Below are 19293 nucleotides of genomic sequence, written 5' to 3'. Positions count from 1 at the left end.
AGCTTTCCCGTTGAATGGGAAACGAGCCGTTTCTGGCCGCGTTTCCCGACACAATGATTTCAGCATCCATCCCCTCAAAGATGAAGGAATCTCACATGACCACCGAACGCACCCCGGTCGCCATCGTTGGAGCGGGCCCCGCCGGGCTCCTCCTCTCTCACCTGCTTGCAGCAGCGGGTATCGAATCCATCGTGGTCGACAGTCGCAGCCGAAGCGAGATCGAGCAGACAATTCGCGCGGGCATTCTGGAACAGGGCACCGTCGAGGTGCTCGATGCGATCCCGGGCAGCCGCGCCCGCACCGTCGGGCAGCGGCACGACGGGATCGAGCTTCACTTTGCGGGTGAGAGCCACCGCGTCGACTTTGCGGAACTTCTCGGGCGCAGCGTCTGGCTGTATCCCCAGCACGAGGTGCTCAAGGATCTCATTGCTGCGCGGTTAGACGCGGGTCAGGATCTCCGCTTTGGTGTCACCATCGATCGTCTCGAAGACACCGATTCCAACACACCGCGCCTCGTCGGCACGGACGCGGAGGGTGCGACGGTCAACATCGTCGCCGACTTCGTGGTGGGGGCCGATGGGTCGCGCAGCGTCGTGCGCCCAACAATCACGGGCCCCTCGAGCAACAACTACTTCCGGGAGTACCCATTCGCCTGGTTCGGGATCCTGTGCGAGGCTCCACCGAGCTCAGACGAACTCATCTACAGCAACTCGCCGAACGGGTTCGCGCTCATCAGCCAGCGCTCCGACGCGGTGCAGCGCATGTACTTCCAGTGTGATCCACAAACAGACGTCAATGCGATGAGCGAGGCGCAACTGTGGGACACACTCCAGGCCCGGGTGCCCGGCACCACACTCAAAGAGGGTCCCATCTTTCAGCGCGACGTTCTTCGGTTCCGCAGCTTCGTGGCACACGAGCTGCGCCGCGGTCGCACCGCGCTCGTTGGTGATGCCGCGCACACCGTGCCCCCGACCGGAGCCAAGGGCATGAACCTTGCTGTCGCCGACGTGCTGCTGCTCAACCAGGCACTGCAGGCACTTCTGCTGCGCGGGGATGAGCGCCCACTCGACGCCTACGCGGAGACCGCACTCAAGCGCATCTGGAAGGCGCAGCACTTTTCGTGGTGGATGACCAACATGCTGCACCTCTCACCAGAGGCGAGCGACTTCGACCGGCTGCGGCAGCTCGGCGAGCTCCGCTCCGTTGTGGATTCCGAGGCGGGCCAGCGATACCTGGCTGAGGCCTACACAGGCTGGCCCCTCGCCACATCTCTGTAGCAAGGGGCCGCACCGGCGGCGTCCGCTAGACGGCGGACTCCGCCGGTTCGTGCGCTTCTGGCTGCGTCTTCACGGGTGCCTCCGACTGCGCCTTGATAGTCGGAGCGTTTTTCGGCAGGAACGCGATGGCAATCACCGCGATCACCGCGGCGGCCGAAAAGGCGTAGAACCCCCACGGGTAGGCGATCCCGGCCGTCACCAGCGTGCCAAGAATAAACGGCCCGCTGATCGCGCCTGCGCGCCCGACACCGGCCGCCATGCCGAGGGCCGTACCCTTCGCCTGCACCGGATACAGCTGGCTCACGTAGGCGTACACAAGCACCTGCGCCGAGAAGACAAAAATGCCGGTGATGAAGACCGCAATGTAGACCAGCAGCATGCCGTCAAGCCGGATGCTGAGCGCTGCGAGAAACAGGGCGGCGAGGCCGAACCAAACCAGGGTGATCTTTTTGGTGCCGTTGCGATCGGCGAGACTGCCCGCAAGAACGAGCCCAACGACGGCACCAACATTCAACAGCAGCAAGAGTGTGAGTCCCTGGCCAAGGTCGTAGCCGGCCTTACGCATGATCTCGGGCAACCAGGTGTTGAGTCCGTAGACCAGCAGCAGTCCCATAAACGACGCGACGCAGATGCCGATGCTGATCAGCGCGTAGGGGCTGCGCAGCAGCGTCTTCGTTGCGGTGGAGGCCGCTGGCGGATCCTCGTGTCCTGCGGCAGTGCGCTCGCGAGCGAGCAAAAACGACTCCGACTCGGGTAGCTTAAGCGCGATAATCGGGAGCACAATGAGGCCGGCGATCCCGCCGATCACAAACATCATGCGCCAGTCGGGAATGACCACGAGGGCGAGCAGCGCCGTGAGTACCGCCCCGACGTGGTAGCCGGTCATCGTCAGGGTGGTGCCCCTGCCGCTGCGCTCGGCGGGGGTGAACTCGCTCATGTAGGCGAGCACCGTCGGCAGGCACGCACCAAGCCCTAACCCGGCGAGAAAACGGAAGACGCCAAACGCCGCGACATTTGGTGACCACGCAATGGCCAGGGTCGCGACAGAAAAGAGCGCCACACACACGAGCAGCGGCATACGACGCCCCCTGCTGTCTGCGATAGGACCGATGAGGATCGCCCCGAGCCCAACGCCCACCAGCCCGATGGTTGCGACAAACGTGGAAGCGGCCGGGTTGAAGCCGAGCTCGCCCGTACCGTTCAGTGTCGGAATGACCGTTCCGAGAACGACCAGGTCAAACCCGTCAAGCATGATCGTGATCCAGCACAGCACCACCGGCCAGCTGAGTCCACGCGCCGTCTTTGTACCTTGATTCATGTAAGCCTCTTTGCTTGATTGACCTGGGTGGGGGATGTCGCGCTGTCACCGCAACTCAATACTTCGCTGAGCGGAATAACTTTCGCATTGCGAACACTGGTCTAATAGTTATATCACAGCTGCGTTTTTTGGCGCTCTTAAACCGGACCACCTCTCGGGCAGTCCGGTACGCACGAAGCGTTAGATCAGGCGCAGATCGGCCTCAATGGCCGCGGCCGTCTCGAGCAGCAGCGGAAGGTGGTGCTCTCGAAGATACTCAACCGAATCGCGACTCGCGCTCATCGAAATATTGACTGCGGCAGCGACCCGACCGTCGCGCCCGCGCACGGGCACCGCAGCCGAGCGCAAGCCGACCTCAAGTTCACCATCAACGATCGCCCAACCCTGAGCGCGCACGCGCGCCAGCTCCTCGGTAATCGCGGGCACCTCGTTGAGGGTGCGCTTCGTGAGCTGGTGCAGTTCGTGGCCGTTGAGGATCGCGGCGACCTCGGCGGTCGGCAGCTCTGCGAGCAGCACACGACCCATGCTCGTGGCGTACGCAGGAAACCTCGTGCCGATCGTGATGCCAACCGACATAATGCGCCGCGTAGGAACGCGCGCGACATACACAATCTCGGCGCTCGCAAGCACCGCCGCCGAAACGGACTCGTCAACAGCGCGAGACAGCTTTTCGAGGTGCGGCTGCATGATCTCCGGCAGCGACAGCGCCGAAAGATAACTAAAACCCAGCTCAAGCACGCGCGGCGTCAGCGCAAACCGCTTCCCGTCGCTGCGCACGTACCCGAGCGTTTCGAGGGTGCGCAAAAAGCGGCGAGCAGCGGCGGGCGAAATCTCCGCGCGTCTGGCAACCTCGCTGAGGCTCAGCTCGGGGTTCTCGGCGTCGAACGAGCGAATGACCGTGAGACCGCGGGCGAGCGACTGCACAAAATCTCCAGCGCTCTCTTCACCCACTGCCTCAGCCATGGGTTTACTCTATCGTTCGAGCACCACCGCGAGGCCCTGCCCGACGCCGATGCAGAATGGACACTCCGCGGAAGACAAAGTTTCTGCAAGCATCGGGCTAGATGCGCTGCAAACATCGGGCTAGACATGCTGCAAATATCGGCATAGACTATGCATAGGATTATGGATACGAAACTAACACTAGGTCGCACCTACCAACCGCGAATCATCGATTCAGCTTTGCAACACGCTCTCAATTCCGCTGGAGCGGTGATCATCGAGGGTGCTCGCGCAAGCGGCAAGACTATGACTGCGATGCACGCGGCCGCATCCTACGCATTCATCGACGATGCAGAGGTGCAACTTGCACTTGATGTGGCACCCGCTGCCGTGCTTGAGGGACGCGCTCCTCGTCTACTCGATGAATGGCAGCTCGCCCCTGAACTATGGAACTTGACCCGCCGAGCCGTCGACAGAGCCGACTCCACTGGCCGCTTCATACTCACCGGCTCCGCAATACCAGCAGACGACATCACGCGGCATACTGGGGCCGGTAGATTCATCAGACTGCGACAGCGCACAATGACGTGGTCAGAAAAACTCGATGACGCCACAAACCGACTCAGCGTCGCCGCACTATTTGAGGGTTCTCGCCCCACTGGCGATATGTCCGAGAGAATTCCCCTCGAAGCACTCATCGAAAATGTATTGCTGCCAGGCTTCCCTGCAATGAAGTCATTTAGGCCTCAACAATCTGCGGCCCAGCTACGAGCCTACCTCGATGAGGTTGCTCGCACCGATGTGTCGCGTTTGGTAGAAGTCCGACACGAACCCGCAATTTTCCGACAGCTCATCGCGGGCCTCGCACGTTCAACCGCTTCCGAAGTAAACTACCGCACCTTGGCTTCAGACGTTCGGACACTCGCGCCCACAATCAATGCTGAAACGATTAGCGGATACGCATCCATCCTTGAACGACTATTTATAGTTGAGCAGCAACGAGCTTGGTCCCCAAAACTACGCTCGAGAGCCAGGCTACGAACCTCCTCGAAACTCCATCTAGCGGATCCAGCCTTTGCCGCTGCCGCACTCGGCGCTGGGCCAGACCAACTCGCACGTGATCTGGAAACGCTCGGCTTGCTGTTCGAAAGCGCCGTCGTGCACGACCTCATGGTCTTTGCGTCGGCACTGGGTGGAAGCGTGACTCACTACCGCGACTCAAACGGCAACGAGATCGACGCAATCATCACTTTGCCAGATGGTCGCTGGGGTGCCGTGGAGGTCAAACTTGGCGGCGGGCAGATGAACGCGGGAATCGCATCGCTCAAGAAAGCAATAAGCCAGATTGATACCCAGGTTGTCGGAGAGCCCTCGTTCACACTCGTGGTCACAGGCACGGGCGGGATCCTCACAGCCACTGATGGAACTGTTGTCTGCCCTCTACACGCTCTCGCGCCCTAACATCTCTATCGTTCGAGCACCACCGCGAGTCCCTGCCCGACGCCGATGCAGATCGCAACGACCGCGACACCCGATCCTCGCCGCGCGAGTTCGTGCGCCGCGTGGCCGATGATGCGCCCGCCAGACGCCCCCAGCGGGTGCCCCATCGCGAGCGCACCGCCGTGAATGTTGAGCTTTGCGGGGTCGAGCTCGGGCCAGCCCGCGAGGCACGCGAGCGACTGCGAGGCAAAGGCCTCGTTGAGCTCGACAAAGTCAACGTCGGCCCAGGTTTTGCCCGCTCGCGCCAGGGCCTTATTTGCGGCCTCGATGGGGGCGGTAGGAAAGAGGTCAGGATCCACGCCGTGCACGGCCCGCCCCGTAATGCGTGCGAGTGGTTCGCCCGGAACGGCACCCTCGGCTCCGAGCAGCACGGCCGATGCACCATCGTTAATCGACGAGGCGTTACCCGCCGTCACGGTGCCGTCCGCCGCGAAGAGGGGCTTCAGACTCGCGAGCTTTTCCACCGTGCTCTCACGGATGCCCTCATCTCGATCGAGCGACGCTCCCGCAACCTGCACAATCTCGGCGTCGTAGACCCCGGCAGCCCACGCCTCCGCGGCGAGGCGATGCGAGAGCACGGCAAACTGATCCTGAGCCTCGCGCGATATGCCCCACTCGCGCGCGGTCTTCTCGGCGGCCTCGCCGTTCGAAATGGTCCAGTGGGTGGGCAGCGCGCGGTTCATCATGCGCCACCCGATCGCGGTGTTCCACATCGTCTGATTGCCGACGGCAGGCCACGGTTTCGCGGACTTCTCGACCACAAACGGCGCGCGGCTCATCGACTCAACGCCGCCGGCCAGCACCACCTCGGCGTCACCCGATTCGATCGCGCGCGACCCCTGAATCACCGCCTCGAGCGAAGAAGCGCACAGGCGGTTGACCGTCACGCCGGTGACGGTCGTGGGAAAGCCAGCGAGCAGCGCGCCGAAGCGGGCCACGTTGCGGTTGTCTTCTCCGGCCTGGTTCGCGTCACCAAAGATGACGTCGGCGATCCTCGCGGGATCAACCCCGGTTCGCTCGACCGTCGCCCGCATCACGGTCGCGGCGAGGTCGTCGGGGCGCACGCCAGAGAGCGCCCCGCCCGCGCGACCGAAGGGGGTGCGCACTGCGTCGTAAATAAAAGTGCCGCTCATCGTGCCACCGCCGTCGCTGTCGCATCGTGCAGAGCCAGACCGGTGAGCTCTCGCAGCTCTTCAAGGGTGTTGTCACCAAACAGCTCGCGCACGGCAAAGCCCTCGGGTGTGACATCAAACACGGCGTGATCGGTGTAGACCCGCGACACACAGCCGACACCCGTGAGCGGATAGCTGCACTCCGTCACAAGCTTCGACCCGCCCTGTTTCGTGAGCAGGTCGGTCATCACGTAGACGTCTTTTGCCCCGATCGCGAGATCCATCGCGCCGCCGACCGCGGGAATCGCGCCCTCGGCACCCGTTGACCAGTTCGCCAAGTCGCCGTTTTCCGCGACCTGAAAGGCCCCGAGCACACACACGTCGAGGTGTCCGCCGCGCATCATGCCAAAGGAATCGGCGTGATGGAAGTATGCGGCACCCGGCAGGGCGGTGACTGCCTGCTTTCCAGCGTTGATCAGATCGGGATCAACGCGGCCCGGCTCGGGCGCGGGACCCATGCCAAGCATGCCGTTTTCGGTGTGCAGAATGATCTCGCGCTCGCTCGGAAGCGCGTCGGCCACGAGTGTCGGCGCGCCGATCCCGAGGTTCACGATCGAACCCTCGGGAATGTCGGCGGCGATGCGAGCCGCGAGCTCTTGCCTGCTGATTCTGGTGGTCATCGTGCCGTCTCCGCTTCTCCGGTCAGGGGCTGGCCTTCAAGGTCGACCCCTCCAACAAACTCGTCACCGCTCAGCCAGCGACGCTCACCAACCGCGACCACCCGATCGACAAAGATGCCGGGGGTCACCACGGATTCAGGATCGAGCGCACCCAGGTCGACAAGGTGGTCTACCTGAGCGATCGTCGTGGCGGCCGCCGTGGCCATGATCGGCCCGAAGTTGCGAGCCGTCTCGCGGTACACAAGGTTGCCCCAGCGGTCGGCCGCACGCGCGCTGATCAGCGCGAAGTCGGCCTTGATCGGATACTCGAGCGCATACAGGCGCCCGTCGATCTCGCGGGTTTCCTTACCCTCCGCAAGCTGGGTCCCGACGCCGGTCGGCGTGAAGAACCCGCCAATACCAGCGCCCGCAGCGCGGATCCGCTCGGCCAGGTTGCCCTGCGGCACTAACTCAAGCTCAATCGCACCCTCGCGGTAGAGGCCGTCAAACACCCACGAGTCAGACTGGCGCGGGAAGGAGCAGATGATCTTCTTCACGCGCCGCTTCGCGAGCAGCGCGGCGAGACCGGTGTCACCGTTACCCGCGTTGTTGTTCACAATCGTGAGATCACTCGCACCGCTGGCGATAAGGGCGTCAATGAGTTCAACCGGCTGGCCGGCACGACCGAAACCGCCGATCATCACCGTTGCCCCGTCCGGGATCCCTGCAACCGCAGCTTCGACGGACGATACGGTTTTATCGATCACGAATGGCCTCCTTTGGTGCGTGAGTTGATCCCGATCGCGGAATCTAGTTTTCGCTTAGCGAACTATTCTTCGCTATACGAAAGCAGTCTACACCCTCACCGCACATCACCAAGGTCGCGCAGCACTCGCTCCGCGAGCTTGAACGCCGTGTTGGCCGCGGGAACACCGCAGTAGAGGCCCGCCTGCAGAATGACCTCTTTGATCTCGGCAACCGTGAGCCCGTTCCGCCTCGCGGCGCGCACGTGCATCTCAAACTCGTCATGGTGGCCGAGCGCGATCATCGCGGTGAGCACGGCGACGGAGCGCGAGCGGCGATCCAGCTCGGGCCGCGACCAGATGTCACCCCAGGCCGTGCGGGTGATGAAGTCTTGAAAGTCGCCGGTGAACTCGGTGATCGACTCGTTTGCACGATCCACGTGGGCGTCGGAGAGCACCTCGCGCCGCACGACCATGCCGCGTTCGTAGCGCTCGGCATCGCTCAATCCATTGCCCTGGCCACCGCTCACGCCGCCACCTCCCCAAAGAACTCGAGCAGCGCGGCACTCACGGCGTCGGCCTGCTCGGCGGGCGGCTGGTGCGCCGCACCCTCAATGATCACCTTGCGGGCGTTTGGCACGCCCGCCACCATCTCGTCCTGACGATCCTCCGGGGCAACCCCGTCAAACTCGCCTCCCATCGCGAGAATCGGGATGCGGATCTCGCCAAGCCGATCCCGCAGATCGTACCCGCCAAGCGCTTCGGCGCAGCGCGCGTACCCCTCGTCGGAGACGCCCTGCAACACTCGCAGAATACGGCCGGTCATCTCCGGCTCGTTTGCGATCGAGTCGGGGGCGAACCAGGCCTGCGCCGACGAGATAACAAGTGAAGAGGTCGACTGCTCGCGCACCTTCGCGGCACGCGCGCCCCAGTGCTCCGCGCTGCCGAGCGAGGCGGCTGAGGCGATAATCGCGGCCCCCGCAAACACGTCTGAGTGATGCAGCGCGAGGGTCAGTCCGAGGGCACCGCCAATCGACACCCCCGCGTACAGCGCGGGCCCGCTCGCGAGATCCCGCGTACCGTTCGCAACCGCAGTCGCGAGCTCTTCCATCGTGAATGGCTCGCTGGGAACAGCGGCGGCATCGTGGCCGGGCAGCGCCAGCAGGCTCACCCGGTAGCGCTCTGCCAGCACGGGAACAACGCGCTCCCAGATCAGCGGGCCGGTGCCGAGCGAGTGACCGAGAACAACAAGCGGTCGCCCCTCGGGGCCAACTGGAACAGTGAAGGTAACTTCAGGAACGGTCATCAGGGGTCTCCAGGTCAGGGTAAACGGGGTTCTCAAGGGTTAGCGAGCGAGACTATCGACATACTGCCCGGCAAGCCCGGTGTACTTTGATGGGTCAAGCAGCTCGGCGATATCTATGCCAGCCTCCGCGATTGCGGGTTCGGCCAGCAGCAGCTCGCTCAGGTCGGCACCTGCGCCAGCAGCAGCCACAATCTGGCGCACACGATCCGCCCCGAGCACCGGCCCAAGCACCAGCGACAACCGCTCGGCGACAATCAACCCGCGGCTGAGCCCGAGGTTGTGCTGCATCGCGGCATCGTTGACCCGCAGGCCACCGACGAGCTGTTTGGCGTTCGCACTCGCACCGAGGGCGAGCCGCAGCAACTCTCGCAACGTTGGCCATTCTGCGTGCCAGGCACCGTCGGGGCGTTCATCGACGGCGAGCGCGGCGGCCGCGTGCAGCGTTGCGGCGAGCTGAGGGGCACGCAGGGCAGCCGAGCGGATCAGGATCGCGCGCGCGGGGTTTTGCTTCTGAGGCATTGCGGAGGATCCGCCGCCCTCCCCCTCGGCCAGCTCCGCAATCTCGGTTCGACTCAGGGTAGCCACGTCTGCGGCGATCACGCCGAGCGCGTCCGTCGCCTGCGCCAGCGCATCACCGAGTTCGGTGACCGGCCAGCGCTGCGTGTGCCACGGGGCGGCTGGAGCGGCAAGGCCGAGCTCCGCTGCGAAGGCCGCGGGCAACTCCCGGGCGGCCGCTTCTCCGCCGATCTGCACGAACGAGGCAAGGGTGCCGCCCGCTCCCGCGAGTTGCGCTGGCAGTTCGTGCGCCGTGGCCTCAAGGCGCTGGACCGCGCGCGCGACTCCGCGCGCCCAGCCCGCCGCACGCAGTCCAAGGGTCGTTGGCACGGCGTGCTGTGTCAGCGTGCGGGCTGCGGCAACCTCGTCGCGGTGATCCGCGGCAAACTGCACAAGTTCTTCTTCGGTAGCGCGCAGATCGGCGAGCGCACTGGCAACCGCGCGGTGGGCAATCAGCATGAGGGCGGAATCGAGCATGTCTTGGCTCGTCGCACCCCGATGAACCCAGGCACGAACGTCTTCGGGCACCCTCGCACGCAGCTCGCCCACGAGCGGGATGACGGGGTTACCCCCGGCCACGGCCGCCGCCGCGAGACGGTGCAAGGCTACGCCGTGCTGCACGCACGGTCGTCCCGACCCGTTCCACCCCAGGGCTTCAGAAACCACGTCTGCCACGCTCTGCGGGGCAACACCGACGGCAGCCCAGGCGCGGGTAAGCGCAACCTCCGCAGCGATCAGCGCTCCCAGCACCTCATCGTCACCGACTTCGGAGTCGTGCCCGAGCGTGACGGGCGACAGGAGTCCGACGTCGGCGAACGATGCGGTGTCTGCAGCGGCGGGGTCAGTAGGCAAGGAACACTGTCTCCTTCTCACCCTGCAGGTAGATGTCGTGGCTGAGGTACCCCTCGGGCGTTCGTGTTGCAACGAGCGTAGCGCGCTCCTCGGCCGTGAGCGAGGAAAGCAGCGGATCCGCGTTCAGCAGTTCACTGTTTTCGGGAAGGTAGACGCGGGTGTGTAGCTTGTCGGGCAAGCCGCGCGCGTAGACAATCACGGCAAAGAAGGGCGCCTCGCCGTCGACCGACCCGGGATTGCGCGTCCAGAACTCGTAGTGCCCCTCGTCGCTGGTAAATGCGCGACCGAAGCCGGTGAAGGTGTGGTCGTCGCGCTTGAACGTGCCACGGGCCCGTGACACGCTGCCGTCGGCATCGGCCGCGAAGATCTCAATCATCGAGTCGGGAATCGGGTTGCCTGCGCCGTCGTACACCGTGCCACCCAGCACGATGGCGCCGGGCGAGTGCGGAAAGGCGACCTCGTGTTTCTTCGGAAACGTTGTGCCGTAGGCAAAAAACGGCCCAACCGTTTGGCCGGGGGTGGCTTCGTGGGTCTTCGCGGGCACGTCAGCAAGTGTGCGCTTTGTCATTAGTGATCCCCTTCTTCGGGCTCAAACCAGGTGGCTTCGGGGCCGTCGAGCACAATGTCGAAGCGGTAGCCCATCGAGAATTCGGGAACCGTCAGGTCGTGGTCGTACACACCGACGAGCCGGTCGCGGTCACGCTGATCCCGAATCGTGTTGTAGATCGGGTCGAGCGGAAACAGCGGGTCGCCCGGAAAGTACATCTGGGTCACGATGCGCTGCGTGAACGACGGACCAAACACGGAGAAGTGAATGTGAGCGGGGCGCCACGCGTTGACGTGGTTCTTCCAGGGGTAGGGACCCGGCTTGATCGAGGTGAAGGTGTATTCACCGTTGTCGTTGGTGATCGCGCGGCCTGCACCCGTAAAGTTTGGGTCGAGGGGAGCCGGGTGCTGATCCCGCTGGTGAATGTAGCGCCCGGCAGAGTTGGCCTGCCAGATCTCGATGAGCTGGTTGCGCTGCGGGCGACCCCACGAGTCGAGCAGGCGGCCCGTCACCGTAATGCGCTCACCGAGTGGCTCGCCGCTGTGCTGCAGCGTGAGGTCGGACTCGATCGCTGCAACGTCGCGCTGCCCGTAAGCGGGCGACCACAGCTCGATGGTTTCGGGATCCACAAGCTTCAGGTTTTTGGTGGGGTGCCGCAGCAGGCTTGAGCGGTACGGCGGAAAGTTGTGCATGGTGCGCGGCAGATTTTCGCCATCAGCAACACGCTGCGCATACTCGCTGTGCAGCGCGGCTGTCTCAGCATTGATCTGCGACTGCGACACCTGGTCGGGCGAAGCAAGCAGCGATTCAGGTGCCGCCGCCTGGCGTGGTTGAGGGGTCATCGAGGCTCTCCTTCGAGATCGGGCAGACCTACAGGTTGGCAGCGATGCCTCCGCAATCCCTCATGAATTCCCACTCAGTGGGAATAGACGATGCCTACGCCTCACGCACGGCAACAAACATGTCCCGCGCCGTCTGCTGCACCATCCTCGCGAGCAGGCGCTCGTCGGCGCGGCCGATGTGCACCACCACCCCAATAGCAACGGGTGGCAGTCCCTGAATGGGCGCGAGCGCTGCGGCCACCGAGATGTTGCCCAGCGTCATCTCTTCTCGCGTCAGCGCGTAACCGCGGGCATTTGTGCGCTGCAGGTCTTCACGAAGCTCCGCCTCCCCCACGATGGTGTTGACGGTTTCTCGCTCACGACCCGTCGAAAAGTAACGACGAAGCCACTCCTCGTCTCTCGTGGCAAGGAGCGCCTTGCCCACACCGGTCGCGTGCAGCGGCTCTCGACCACCCGCCCGGCTCACGGTGGGAATCGAACGGTGTCCCGTCACTCTGCCTACGTGCAGCACCGTGGCTCGTTCAGGATCACCGTCGAGCACACCGAGGTGCACGTTCTCTCCGGTCGCCTCGTAGAGCCGCATCAGGTGCGGGATCGCGCGCTCGCGCAGACGCAGCGAGAGTGGCGAGAGCTCCCCGAGCTCCCACAGCCGGGACCCCACGGCGTAGAAGTGCCCGCGCGTTCGAACGAGCAAGCCCTTCTCAAGCAGGTTGCCGATGAGGCGGTGCAGTGTGGAAGAGGCGTACCCCGTGCGCGAGGCCAGATCGGCCGCGGTCAGCTCGGGCTCGTCGGCCGAAAAACAGCCGAGCAGGGCAAGCGCTCGCTCCAGTACGCCGTCACCGCTCATTGAAGTCACCCTACTGCAAGGCCTTCACTCAGGAAGGGCATCTATTCTCGTTGAGGGGAAATTTCAGCGATCGCGTCGCACTCGGGGAAGCAGTGACAGACGGCGCTGGCCATCTATCTAGGGGAGATTCATTCTGCAACGCTCGGCGACCACTGGCCGCAAACTCACTTTGACCCGCCTTTTTGGCGTTATCGTCGCTACCTCAGTGGCACTCGTCTCGGCGCTCATTCCGGCAGCCATCGCGAACGCCGCACCGCCGAGCTACACCTCGTCGTCGATCACCGCCCCTGGCAACCTGGGCGGCGGAGTCGCGGTTGATAGCTCACGAGGCCTCGTCTACTTCGCGGCTCGGTTCAGCAACGCGATTTACGCGTACGACACAACGACGCTCGCACTCGTGGCGACGATCCCGGTACCCAACCAGCCGATCGACATCAAGGTGCACCCAACAACGGGCCACCTGTTCGTGAGCCAGTACACCGAGAACTCAACCCAGGGAAGCCTGTCGGTCATCGATCCAGACACGCGGTCGATCATTTCAACGCTGCCAACCGGCCTGTCGCCCGTTGGTGTCACACTCAGCAAAGACAACACGCGCTTGTGGGTGGGCAACTACTCCTCACCGTTCCTGTCGGTCTTCGACACAACCGACCCCACCGCTGTCACGGCCCTTCCGAACCTGCCCGTTGCAAACTCAGCAGAACGAGTCACTGAGGCACCCGACGGCACCCACCTGTACCTCATGCCGAGTAGCGCCAACAAGATTCTCACCGTCGATCGGACGAGCGGCGCGACCACCGCAACCTGGACGGGAACCTACGGCTCTCCACACCAGGTCGAGATCCTTCCAGACGGACTCGGCGTCGCAACCGTGCAGCTCGGCAGCCAGACGCCGGTAGTTGACCCCGCAGCCGGCACAACCGTGAGCAACCTCGCAATCGCAAACAGTTACTACGCTTCGCAGGATCAGAGCCAGGACGCCCTGTTCATTACCGCTCCGTGGATCAGCGGGGGAAGTGTTGTGGTGGTCGATTCTGCAAGCAAACAAATCATCCAAACGGTGCCCGCCTCACTCGCCTTTACGATCGCAACCGATCCGGTCACGCACCGCACCTTCACCGCGGGTATCAATAACCGCGCCATCACGGTGCTGCAGCCGCGCGCGGTTGCTCCGACGGTCGCGCAGGATCCGCTCGACCAGACCGTCTCAGACGGAGACACTGCGACGTTCACGGCAGCGGCGAACAGCCTCGATCCCGTGACCACGCAGTGGCAACGCAGCTCCGACAACGGCACAAGCTGGGATGACGTGAGCGGTGAAACCGGCGACTCACTCACCGTTGCCGACACCACCCTCGACATGAGCGGGTACCTCTATCGGGCGGTCTTTACGAACTCGGTCGGGTCTGTCACAACCGCACAAGCTGCGCTCACAGTTGTTCCAGTGCCCCTGACGGTCACCTCACCGATTGACGTCACCGTGGCAGAGGGAGAAACCGCCGAGTTCACCTCGACAGAGACCGGCTCAGGGCCAGCTACGGTTCAGTGGCAATCCAGCTCTGACGGTGGCGACACCTGGAGTGACCTCGCGGGCAGCACCGAAACGACAATCACGATCGAGCACGCCGATTACTCCGCCACCGGGTCGCGCTACCGCGCCGTGTTCACGAACCCCGCGGGTCAGGCCACAAGCGACCCCGCAACACTGACGGTCACTCGGACCACTCCGACGCCCGACCCGACACCCGGCCCGACGCAGGATCCAAAACCGACTCCCGATCCAAGCACAACACCGGACCCCGAGCCCAAGGTGGACCCGGGCGCGACACCAAACACGGTCAATGAGCAGGCCCAGGCACCGACCGACTCGGCCACAAAGCTCGCAACCACGGGCGCCCCTGCGCTTTCGGCGGGCCTCGCGCTTGGCGCGCTGTTTCTGCTGGGCGGAGCGGTCGTGTTGTCTCGTTCGGTGAGGGCCCGCAGGAGCTGATTCACCCCGGCCGGGGACTAATCTGAGCATCTTAGTCCTTAGCTGGTGCCGCCGTCAACCCGTTGCGCGGTGCAATTTGGCTGAGGATGATGAGGAATATGAGCATCCCCGACACGCCCATCACATTTCCCTCCACCCCCAAGCACACCGACGACAACACGCCCCCCGTGTACACGTTGTTCGCCGTTTTCCGAGTCAGTTCGTCGCACCCGAGTGTGTTCGACGGCCACGATGTTGCCGGAGTCGTCCGCGAGTTCGAAGACGTCCTTGAACTCACGGGCGCCGAAAACGTCACCCTGCGCGGCCTCTACGACGTCAGCGGTTTGCGCGCCGACGCAGACCTGATGCTGTGGCTACACGGCCCCGCCGCCGAAGATCTGCAGTGGGCGCTTCGTCTGCTGCGACGAACCTCACTGCTGAAGCCGCTGATCCGAGTGTGGAGCACCGTTGGTGTTCAGCGCGAAACCGAGTTCGTGAAGGATCAGGTTCCCGGTTTTGTGAGCGGAGTTGAGCCTAAGCAGTGGCTCGCGCTCCACCCGATCGCGCGATCCACAAGCTGGCACCTGATTGACCCCGCCGACCACAGCCGACTCATCATGGAACAGCTGGACGCGCGCGGCGAGTTTACGGGTGTGACCTCGAACATCGTCGCTGGCTACGCTCTCGGCAACTACGAGTGGATCTTCCCGATGGAGGCCGACAACCTCGTCGACCTCGTCGACATGAATCGCGCTCTGCGGGCGGTCAACGTCAAGCAGCACGTGCGCGAAGACACGGAGTTCTTCACCGGCCGCCTCATTGAACTCGCCGAGGTGGTTGAGGTTCTGCAGTAGCTATACGTTGGGCTGGCTCGTCTTCACTGACGGTCCAGCCCAACTCCAACCTAGAGTGCGCGCAGCACCACAGCGCTGCCCTGGCCACCACCGCCGCAGATACCGACGGCGCCGAGCGATCCCGAACCGAGCTCTGCGAGCTGACGGGCCAGGGTGCCTACGATTCGTGCACCCGAGGCACCGATCGGGTGGCCGAGCGCGATCGCGCCGCCGTGCACGTTGACGATTTCAGGATCGACGCCGAGCTCTCGCGTGGACTGCGCACCGACGGCGGCAAACGCCTCGTTGATCTCGATCGCGGCCAGTTCTGAGGCCTCCGCGCCGGTTTTTGCGAGCGCCGCCGCGATGGCGCGCGCGGGCTGCGAGTGCAGGTGCACGTCGGGCCCCGCAACGAGCGCGGTCGCCTCGACTCGAGCGATGGGCTTCAGCCCCAGCTTGGTTGCGGCACCCTCGCTCACGATGACGAGCGCGGCAGCGCCATCCGTAATCTGCGAGGCGTTGCCCGCCGTAATCGTGCCGTCTTTGGTGAACGCGGGGCGCAGCTTGGCAAGCGACTCGGCGGTGGTGTCGGCGCGGATGCCGTCATCGGCCGCTACAACAGTGTCGCCGCGGCGCGAAGTCACCGTGAACGGCTCGATCTCGCCCGCAAAGAACTCGGAAGCGGCCGCGGCGCGCTGGTGCGACTTCGCGGCGATCTCGTCCTGCTGCTCACGGGTGATGCCGAGCGGGGTGTTGCCCTGTTCGGTGAGGGCGCCCATCGCGGTGCGCTCGAAGGCGTCGGTCAGCCCGTCGTGGTCGACGGTGTCTACGAGTTGCGCCGTTCCGTACTTGGTGCCGGCGCGCATCGGGATCACGTGGGGCGCGAGCGACATCGATTCCTGCCCAACGGCGACAACGATCTCAGCCTCGCCCGCGTTGATCAGGCGCACGGCCTGCGAGACCGCCTCGGTGCCCGAGAGGCACACCGCGTTCAGCGTGATGGCCGGTACGTTGAGCGGGATTCCCGCTCCAACCGCCGTCTGCCGCGCCGGGTTCTGACCAGCGCCACCCTGCAGCACCTGGCCAGCAACGAGCGTGTCGACCTGATCCGCTGCAACACCGGCGCGCTGCAGCGCAGCCTTCACCGCGTGCGCGCCGAGCACGGTCGCGGGCTGCGCGGCCAGCTGTCCGGTGAACTTGGCGAACGGGGTGCGGGCGTATCCCGCGATCAACGCAGTCATCAGATTGGCTCCTCACGAGCAATTGGTTGGACCCTGGTCTAGCTGGATCGGGCAGTGGTTTCACACCCTCACCAACAGTGTGCCTGATCCTCGCTGCAATGGGTTGGCTGACCTCGCACGGCACAGCCGCCACTCAGTGTGCAAAGTGGACCACAGCGGGACTCTTACATCCCGGTCGCCTAGGCTGGTTCTGTGACTCTCCCAGGCTCGAGCGCCACGGCTCCAATGACTCCTACGCCTCCCGCACCCGCAAAGCGCAGGGGGCTGCGCGCGACGGTGGCGATCCTCGCTACCCTCATTCTTCTGCTCGCGGGTTACACCTTCGCCGTTGCGAGCGCTGCGCTGCCGGAGCCAACCGTCAAGCTCGAAATGAGCGCGGAGGAGACCTTCACGGCCGCGACCGACGATGTCCAGGCCGCCGTCGACGCGCAGACGCTGCCGACCGCCATTGGCTGGGCCGATCAAGACGAGGTGTGGTCGAACGATCCCAAGACGTACCCGCTCGCGAGCATCTCCAAGTTGATCACCGTGCTGGTGTGCCTAGAGAGACAACCGCTCGACCCCGGCGCGGACGGCCCGGTCCACATCTGGAGTGAGGCCGACGCCGCGCGGCAGCAGGCGTATCTCGCTGACGACGGGGTGGCCTACCCGATTCCGGTTGGCACCGAGCTCACGCTGCACCAGATGCTGACCCTCATTTTTCTGCCCTCGGCCAACGATTACGCCGCGGCATACGCGTACTCCGTATTTGGTGACAACGACTCCTTCGTTGCCGCCGTCAACGATTGGAAGCAGCGTCACGGCTTCGACTCGGTAACGCTGGTTGAGCCAACCGGCATGGACGAGTCCAACATCGCGAGTGTCAGCGACATTCTGCGTATTGGCCGTCTGGCACTCCAGAACCCCACGATCACGGAGTTCACACGCATGCCATCGGCCGACATGCCGTGGGGCATCGGCACGATCGAGAACACGAATCCACTTCTCACCGAGTTGCCTGGCGTCCTGGGCCTCAAAACCGGCCGTTCGAGCTCCGCCGGATTCAACTATCTCGTCGCACAAGAAGGTGAGGCCTTCGGGCGGCCCCTCGTGAAGATCGCGGTCACCTTTGGCCGCGCTTCCAAAGAGGGCCGCGCACAGTCGGGGCGCGACATGCTGGGGGCGCTTGAGGGGCTGCCTCAGCAGGTCGAGGTGGTCGAACAGGGTGCCCGAGTGGGTGTGGCGACCACGGTCGATGGTGTTGAGATTCCGCTCGTTGCGGCGGAAACTGCGAGCGCGGTGCTGCTGCCGGGCGAGGTCGCGACCAGAACGACCAAGGTTTCCGACGTGGGTGCCGCGAAGGCGGGCGCCAAGGTCGGCTCGATCGGGATCGCCTCCCCCACGGGCGACACCCGGATGGATGTCACCACGGCCGCAGCCGTCACGGAGCCCGATTTCTGGTGGCGCTTCACGCACCCGGCCGCCGTGTTTGGCTGGGCGTGATCCTCGACTCACATTCTCGATCAGGCTACGAGCGCACCCTCCGCTAGGCGGCGCACCACGCCCGTGAGCTGGTGGAGGCCATCGATCAGGTCTTCCTCGCGCGTGAACTCGTCGAGGTTGTGCGAGACGCCGTCGACGCTCGGCACAAAGAGCATCACCGTCGGCACCTTGTCTTTCATGTTCGTCGAGTCGTGGCCCGCCACGGTCAGCACACGGTCGTTGCTGAGGCCCAGTTGCTCGGCCACCTCGCGGGCCAGCTCGACCCCGGGTTCAGAGTACGGATTCCGGTCCCAGCTGTGCTCGGCGATGATCTCGATGCCGACACGATCCTCGTGTTGCACCTTCTCGACCGTCGCCATGAGCGAGGTGTACGCCGCTTTCAGCACGTCCTCGCTCGGCGAGCGGAAGTCGAGCAGCAGCTTCACCTGGCTCGCCACCACCACGGGAGAGTTGGGGTAGACGTCGATCTCGCCGCAGGCCGAGTGCAGCATGCCCTGCTCGAACTCGTCGACCAGCTCGCGCACGGCGACGATCAGGCGGGCAGCGCCCAGCAGAGCATCGCGACGATCAGACATGAGTGTCGAGCCGCTGTGCGCCTGCTCACCCGTGATCTTAAACTCAAACTTGTGAGCCGCCCAGGTCGCGTCAACGAGGCCGATCGTCACCCCGTCCTGCTCCATGCTGCGCCCCTGCTGCACGTGAATCTCAGCGTAGGACGCCACGTCGAGACCTTCAAAATTACCGCGCTCACCCAGAGCGTCGAGGGCCTCCACGACGGTCACGCCGCCGCGATCCTCGGTCGCCAGCGCCGCCTCCAGAGACAGCTTGCCGGTAAAGACACCGCTGCCCATCATGGAGGGCTTGAAGCGGGATCCCTCCTCGTTAAACCAGTTCACCACTGCAAGGTTGAAACGAGCGCTGGCAGGATCGGCCCGCAGTTCGTCGGCAACTCGGAAACAGGCGTGAGCCGACGCCATCACACCGTAGGCTCCATCGAAGCGACCGGCGGTGGGCTGCGAGTCCATGTGGGATCCGGTCAGAACGTACGGTGCACCGGGTACGAGCTCGAGTAGCCCGAACTGGTTGCCGATCGCATCGCGCTGCACCGTGAAGCCGCGCGATTCGAGCAGCTCAGCGAACCAGCGGCGCTGCTCACCGTCGGGTGCGGTTGCGGCCTCGCGGTCGACCCCGTGGGTGCCAGCGACGGCGCCGAAGGCTGATTGCACGGCCCAGTCGGCGAGAAACGCCTCATCGTGTTGTGTCATGGT

18 protein-coding genes are annotated in these 19293 nt (G+C 64.4%); 5 read left to right on the top strand and 13 right to left on the bottom strand.

Annotated elements, in window-relative coordinates; all coding sequences use genetic code 11:
* The first annotated feature begins 95 nt into the window (after positions 1–95).
* On the top strand, positions 96–1277 hold the full coding sequence (locus tag G7068_RS10885; RefSeq protein WP_166291990.1) for a 4-hydroxybenzoate 3-monooxygenase: 1182 nt from the start codon (positions 96–98) through the stop codon (positions 1275–1277).
* A 25-nt stretch (positions 1278–1302) separates the two neighbouring features.
* Here the strand turns inward: G7068_RS10885 and G7068_RS10880 are convergent, their stop codons facing one another.
* Both G7068_RS10880 and G7068_RS10875 read right to left on the bottom strand, forming a co-directional pair.
* Positions 1303–2595, bottom strand: coding sequence for an MFS transporter (locus G7068_RS10880; protein WP_166291989.1), 1293 nt, complete (start codon positions 2593–2595; stop codon positions 1303–1305).
* A 180-nt stretch (positions 2596–2775) separates the two neighbouring features.
* Positions 2776–3558 carry an IclR family transcriptional regulator domain-containing protein gene (locus G7068_RS10875; RefSeq protein ID WP_166291988.1) on the bottom strand — a complete coding sequence of 261 codons (783 nt, stop codon included), beginning with the start codon at positions 3556–3558 and terminating at the stop codon, positions 2776–2778.
* 150 nt (positions 3559–3708) lie between these two features.
* Between G7068_RS10875 and G7068_RS10870 the strand changes: the two genes are divergently transcribed.
* A complete protein-coding gene (locus G7068_RS10870; RefSeq protein WP_341873743.1) occupies positions 3709–4998 on the top strand; it encodes an ATP-binding protein in 1290 nt (429 codons plus the stop codon).
* A gap of 5 nt (positions 4999–5003) precedes the next feature.
* Here G7068_RS10870 and G7068_RS10865 read toward each other — a convergent pair whose 3' ends face one another.
* The 9 genes from G7068_RS10865 to G7068_RS10825 all read right to left on the bottom strand — a co-directional run bounded on the left by G7068_RS10865 (position 5004) and on the right by G7068_RS10825 (position 12500).
* The gene (locus tag G7068_RS10865; RefSeq protein ID WP_166291986.1) at positions 5004–6170 is read right to left on the bottom strand and encodes a thiolase family protein; all 1167 of its coding nucleotides are present in this window, start codon (positions 6168–6170) and stop codon (positions 5004–5006) included.
* On the bottom strand, positions 6167–6829 hold the full coding sequence (locus tag G7068_RS10860) for a 3-oxoacid CoA-transferase subunit B (RefSeq protein ID WP_166291985.1): 663 nt from the start codon (positions 6827–6829) through the stop codon (positions 6167–6169). The genes G7068_RS10865 and G7068_RS10860 overlap by 4 nt, the downstream gene beginning before the upstream one ends.
* A complete protein-coding gene (locus tag G7068_RS10855; RefSeq protein ID WP_166291984.1) occupies positions 6826–7575 on the bottom strand; it encodes a 3-oxoacid CoA-transferase subunit A in 750 nt (249 codons plus the stop codon). Before G7068_RS10855 ends, G7068_RS10860 begins: the two co-directional genes overlap by 4 nt.
* A 95-nt stretch (positions 7576–7670) precedes the next feature.
* Positions 7671–8081, bottom strand: coding sequence for a 4-carboxymuconolactone decarboxylase (pcaC, locus tag G7068_RS10850; protein ID WP_205881281.1), 411 nt, complete (start codon positions 8079–8081; stop codon positions 7671–7673).
* The gene (locus G7068_RS10845) at positions 8078–8857 is read right to left on the bottom strand and encodes an alpha/beta fold hydrolase (protein WP_166291983.1); all 780 of its coding nucleotides are present in this window, start codon (positions 8855–8857) and stop codon (positions 8078–8080) included. Before G7068_RS10845 ends, pcaC begins: the two co-directional genes overlap by 4 nt.
* A 39-nt stretch (positions 8858–8896) precedes the next feature.
* Entirely contained in the window at positions 8897–10264 is a 1368-nt protein-coding gene (locus G7068_RS10840) for a lyase family protein (protein WP_166291981.1), read from the bottom strand.
* Positions 10254–10832: a protocatechuate 3,4-dioxygenase subunit alpha gene (gene pcaG, locus G7068_RS10835; RefSeq protein ID WP_166291979.1), complete on the bottom strand. Its 579-nt coding sequence runs from the start codon at positions 10830–10832 to the stop codon at positions 10254–10256. The genes G7068_RS10840 and pcaG overlap by 11 nt, the downstream gene beginning before the upstream one ends.
* Complete coding sequence (gene pcaH / locus G7068_RS10830) at positions 10832–11653, bottom strand: protocatechuate 3,4-dioxygenase subunit beta (RefSeq protein ID WP_166291977.1); 822 nt, start codon at positions 11651–11653, stop codon at positions 10832–10834. The genes pcaG and pcaH overlap by 1 nt, the downstream gene beginning before the upstream one ends.
* A gap of 94 nt (positions 11654–11747) precedes the next feature.
* Complete coding sequence (locus G7068_RS10825) at positions 11748–12500, bottom strand: IclR family transcriptional regulator (protein ID WP_166291975.1); 753 nt, start codon at positions 12498–12500, stop codon at positions 11748–11750.
* Between the two features lie 169 nt (positions 12501–12669).
* On the opposite strand from G7068_RS10825, the gene G7068_RS10820 reads away from it, so the two are divergent.
* On the top strand, positions 12670–14490 hold the full coding sequence (locus tag G7068_RS10820) for a hypothetical protein (protein WP_166291973.1): 1821 nt from the start codon (positions 12670–12672) through the stop codon (positions 14488–14490).
* A gap of 98 nt (positions 14491–14588) precedes the next feature.
* Positions 14589–15323 (top strand): chlorite dismutase family protein, encoded by a 735-nt coding sequence (locus G7068_RS10815; protein WP_166291971.1) that lies wholly within the window; start codon positions 14589–14591, stop codon positions 15321–15323.
* A 50-nt stretch (positions 15324–15373) separates the two neighbouring features.
* Here G7068_RS10815 and G7068_RS10810 read toward each other — a convergent pair whose 3' ends face one another.
* Complete coding sequence (locus tag G7068_RS10810; protein ID WP_166291969.1) at positions 15374–16543, bottom strand: acetyl-CoA C-acyltransferase; 1170 nt, start codon at positions 16541–16543, stop codon at positions 15374–15376.
* A 192-nt stretch (positions 16544–16735) separates the two neighbouring features.
* On the opposite strand from G7068_RS10810, the gene G7068_RS10805 reads away from it, so the two are divergent.
* Complete coding sequence (locus G7068_RS10805; RefSeq protein ID WP_166291967.1) at positions 16736–18025, top strand: D-alanyl-D-alanine carboxypeptidase family protein; 1290 nt, start codon at positions 16736–16738, stop codon at positions 18023–18025.
* Positions 18026–18045: 20 nt separating this feature from the next.
* Here G7068_RS10805 and G7068_RS10800 read toward each other — a convergent pair whose 3' ends face one another.
* A complete protein-coding gene (locus G7068_RS10800) occupies positions 18046–19290 on the bottom strand; it encodes a M20 family metallo-hydrolase (protein WP_166291965.1) in 1245 nt (414 codons plus the stop codon).
* Positions 19291–19293: the final 3 nt, after the last annotated feature.

Source organism: Leucobacter viscericola, from assembly GCF_011299575.1.
Lineage (GTDB): Bacteria > Actinomycetota > Actinomycetes > Actinomycetales > Microbacteriaceae > Leucobacter > Leucobacter viscericola.
Note: the sequence above shows the minus strand (reverse complement) of the source record. Positions and strands in the feature narration are given on the sequence as shown.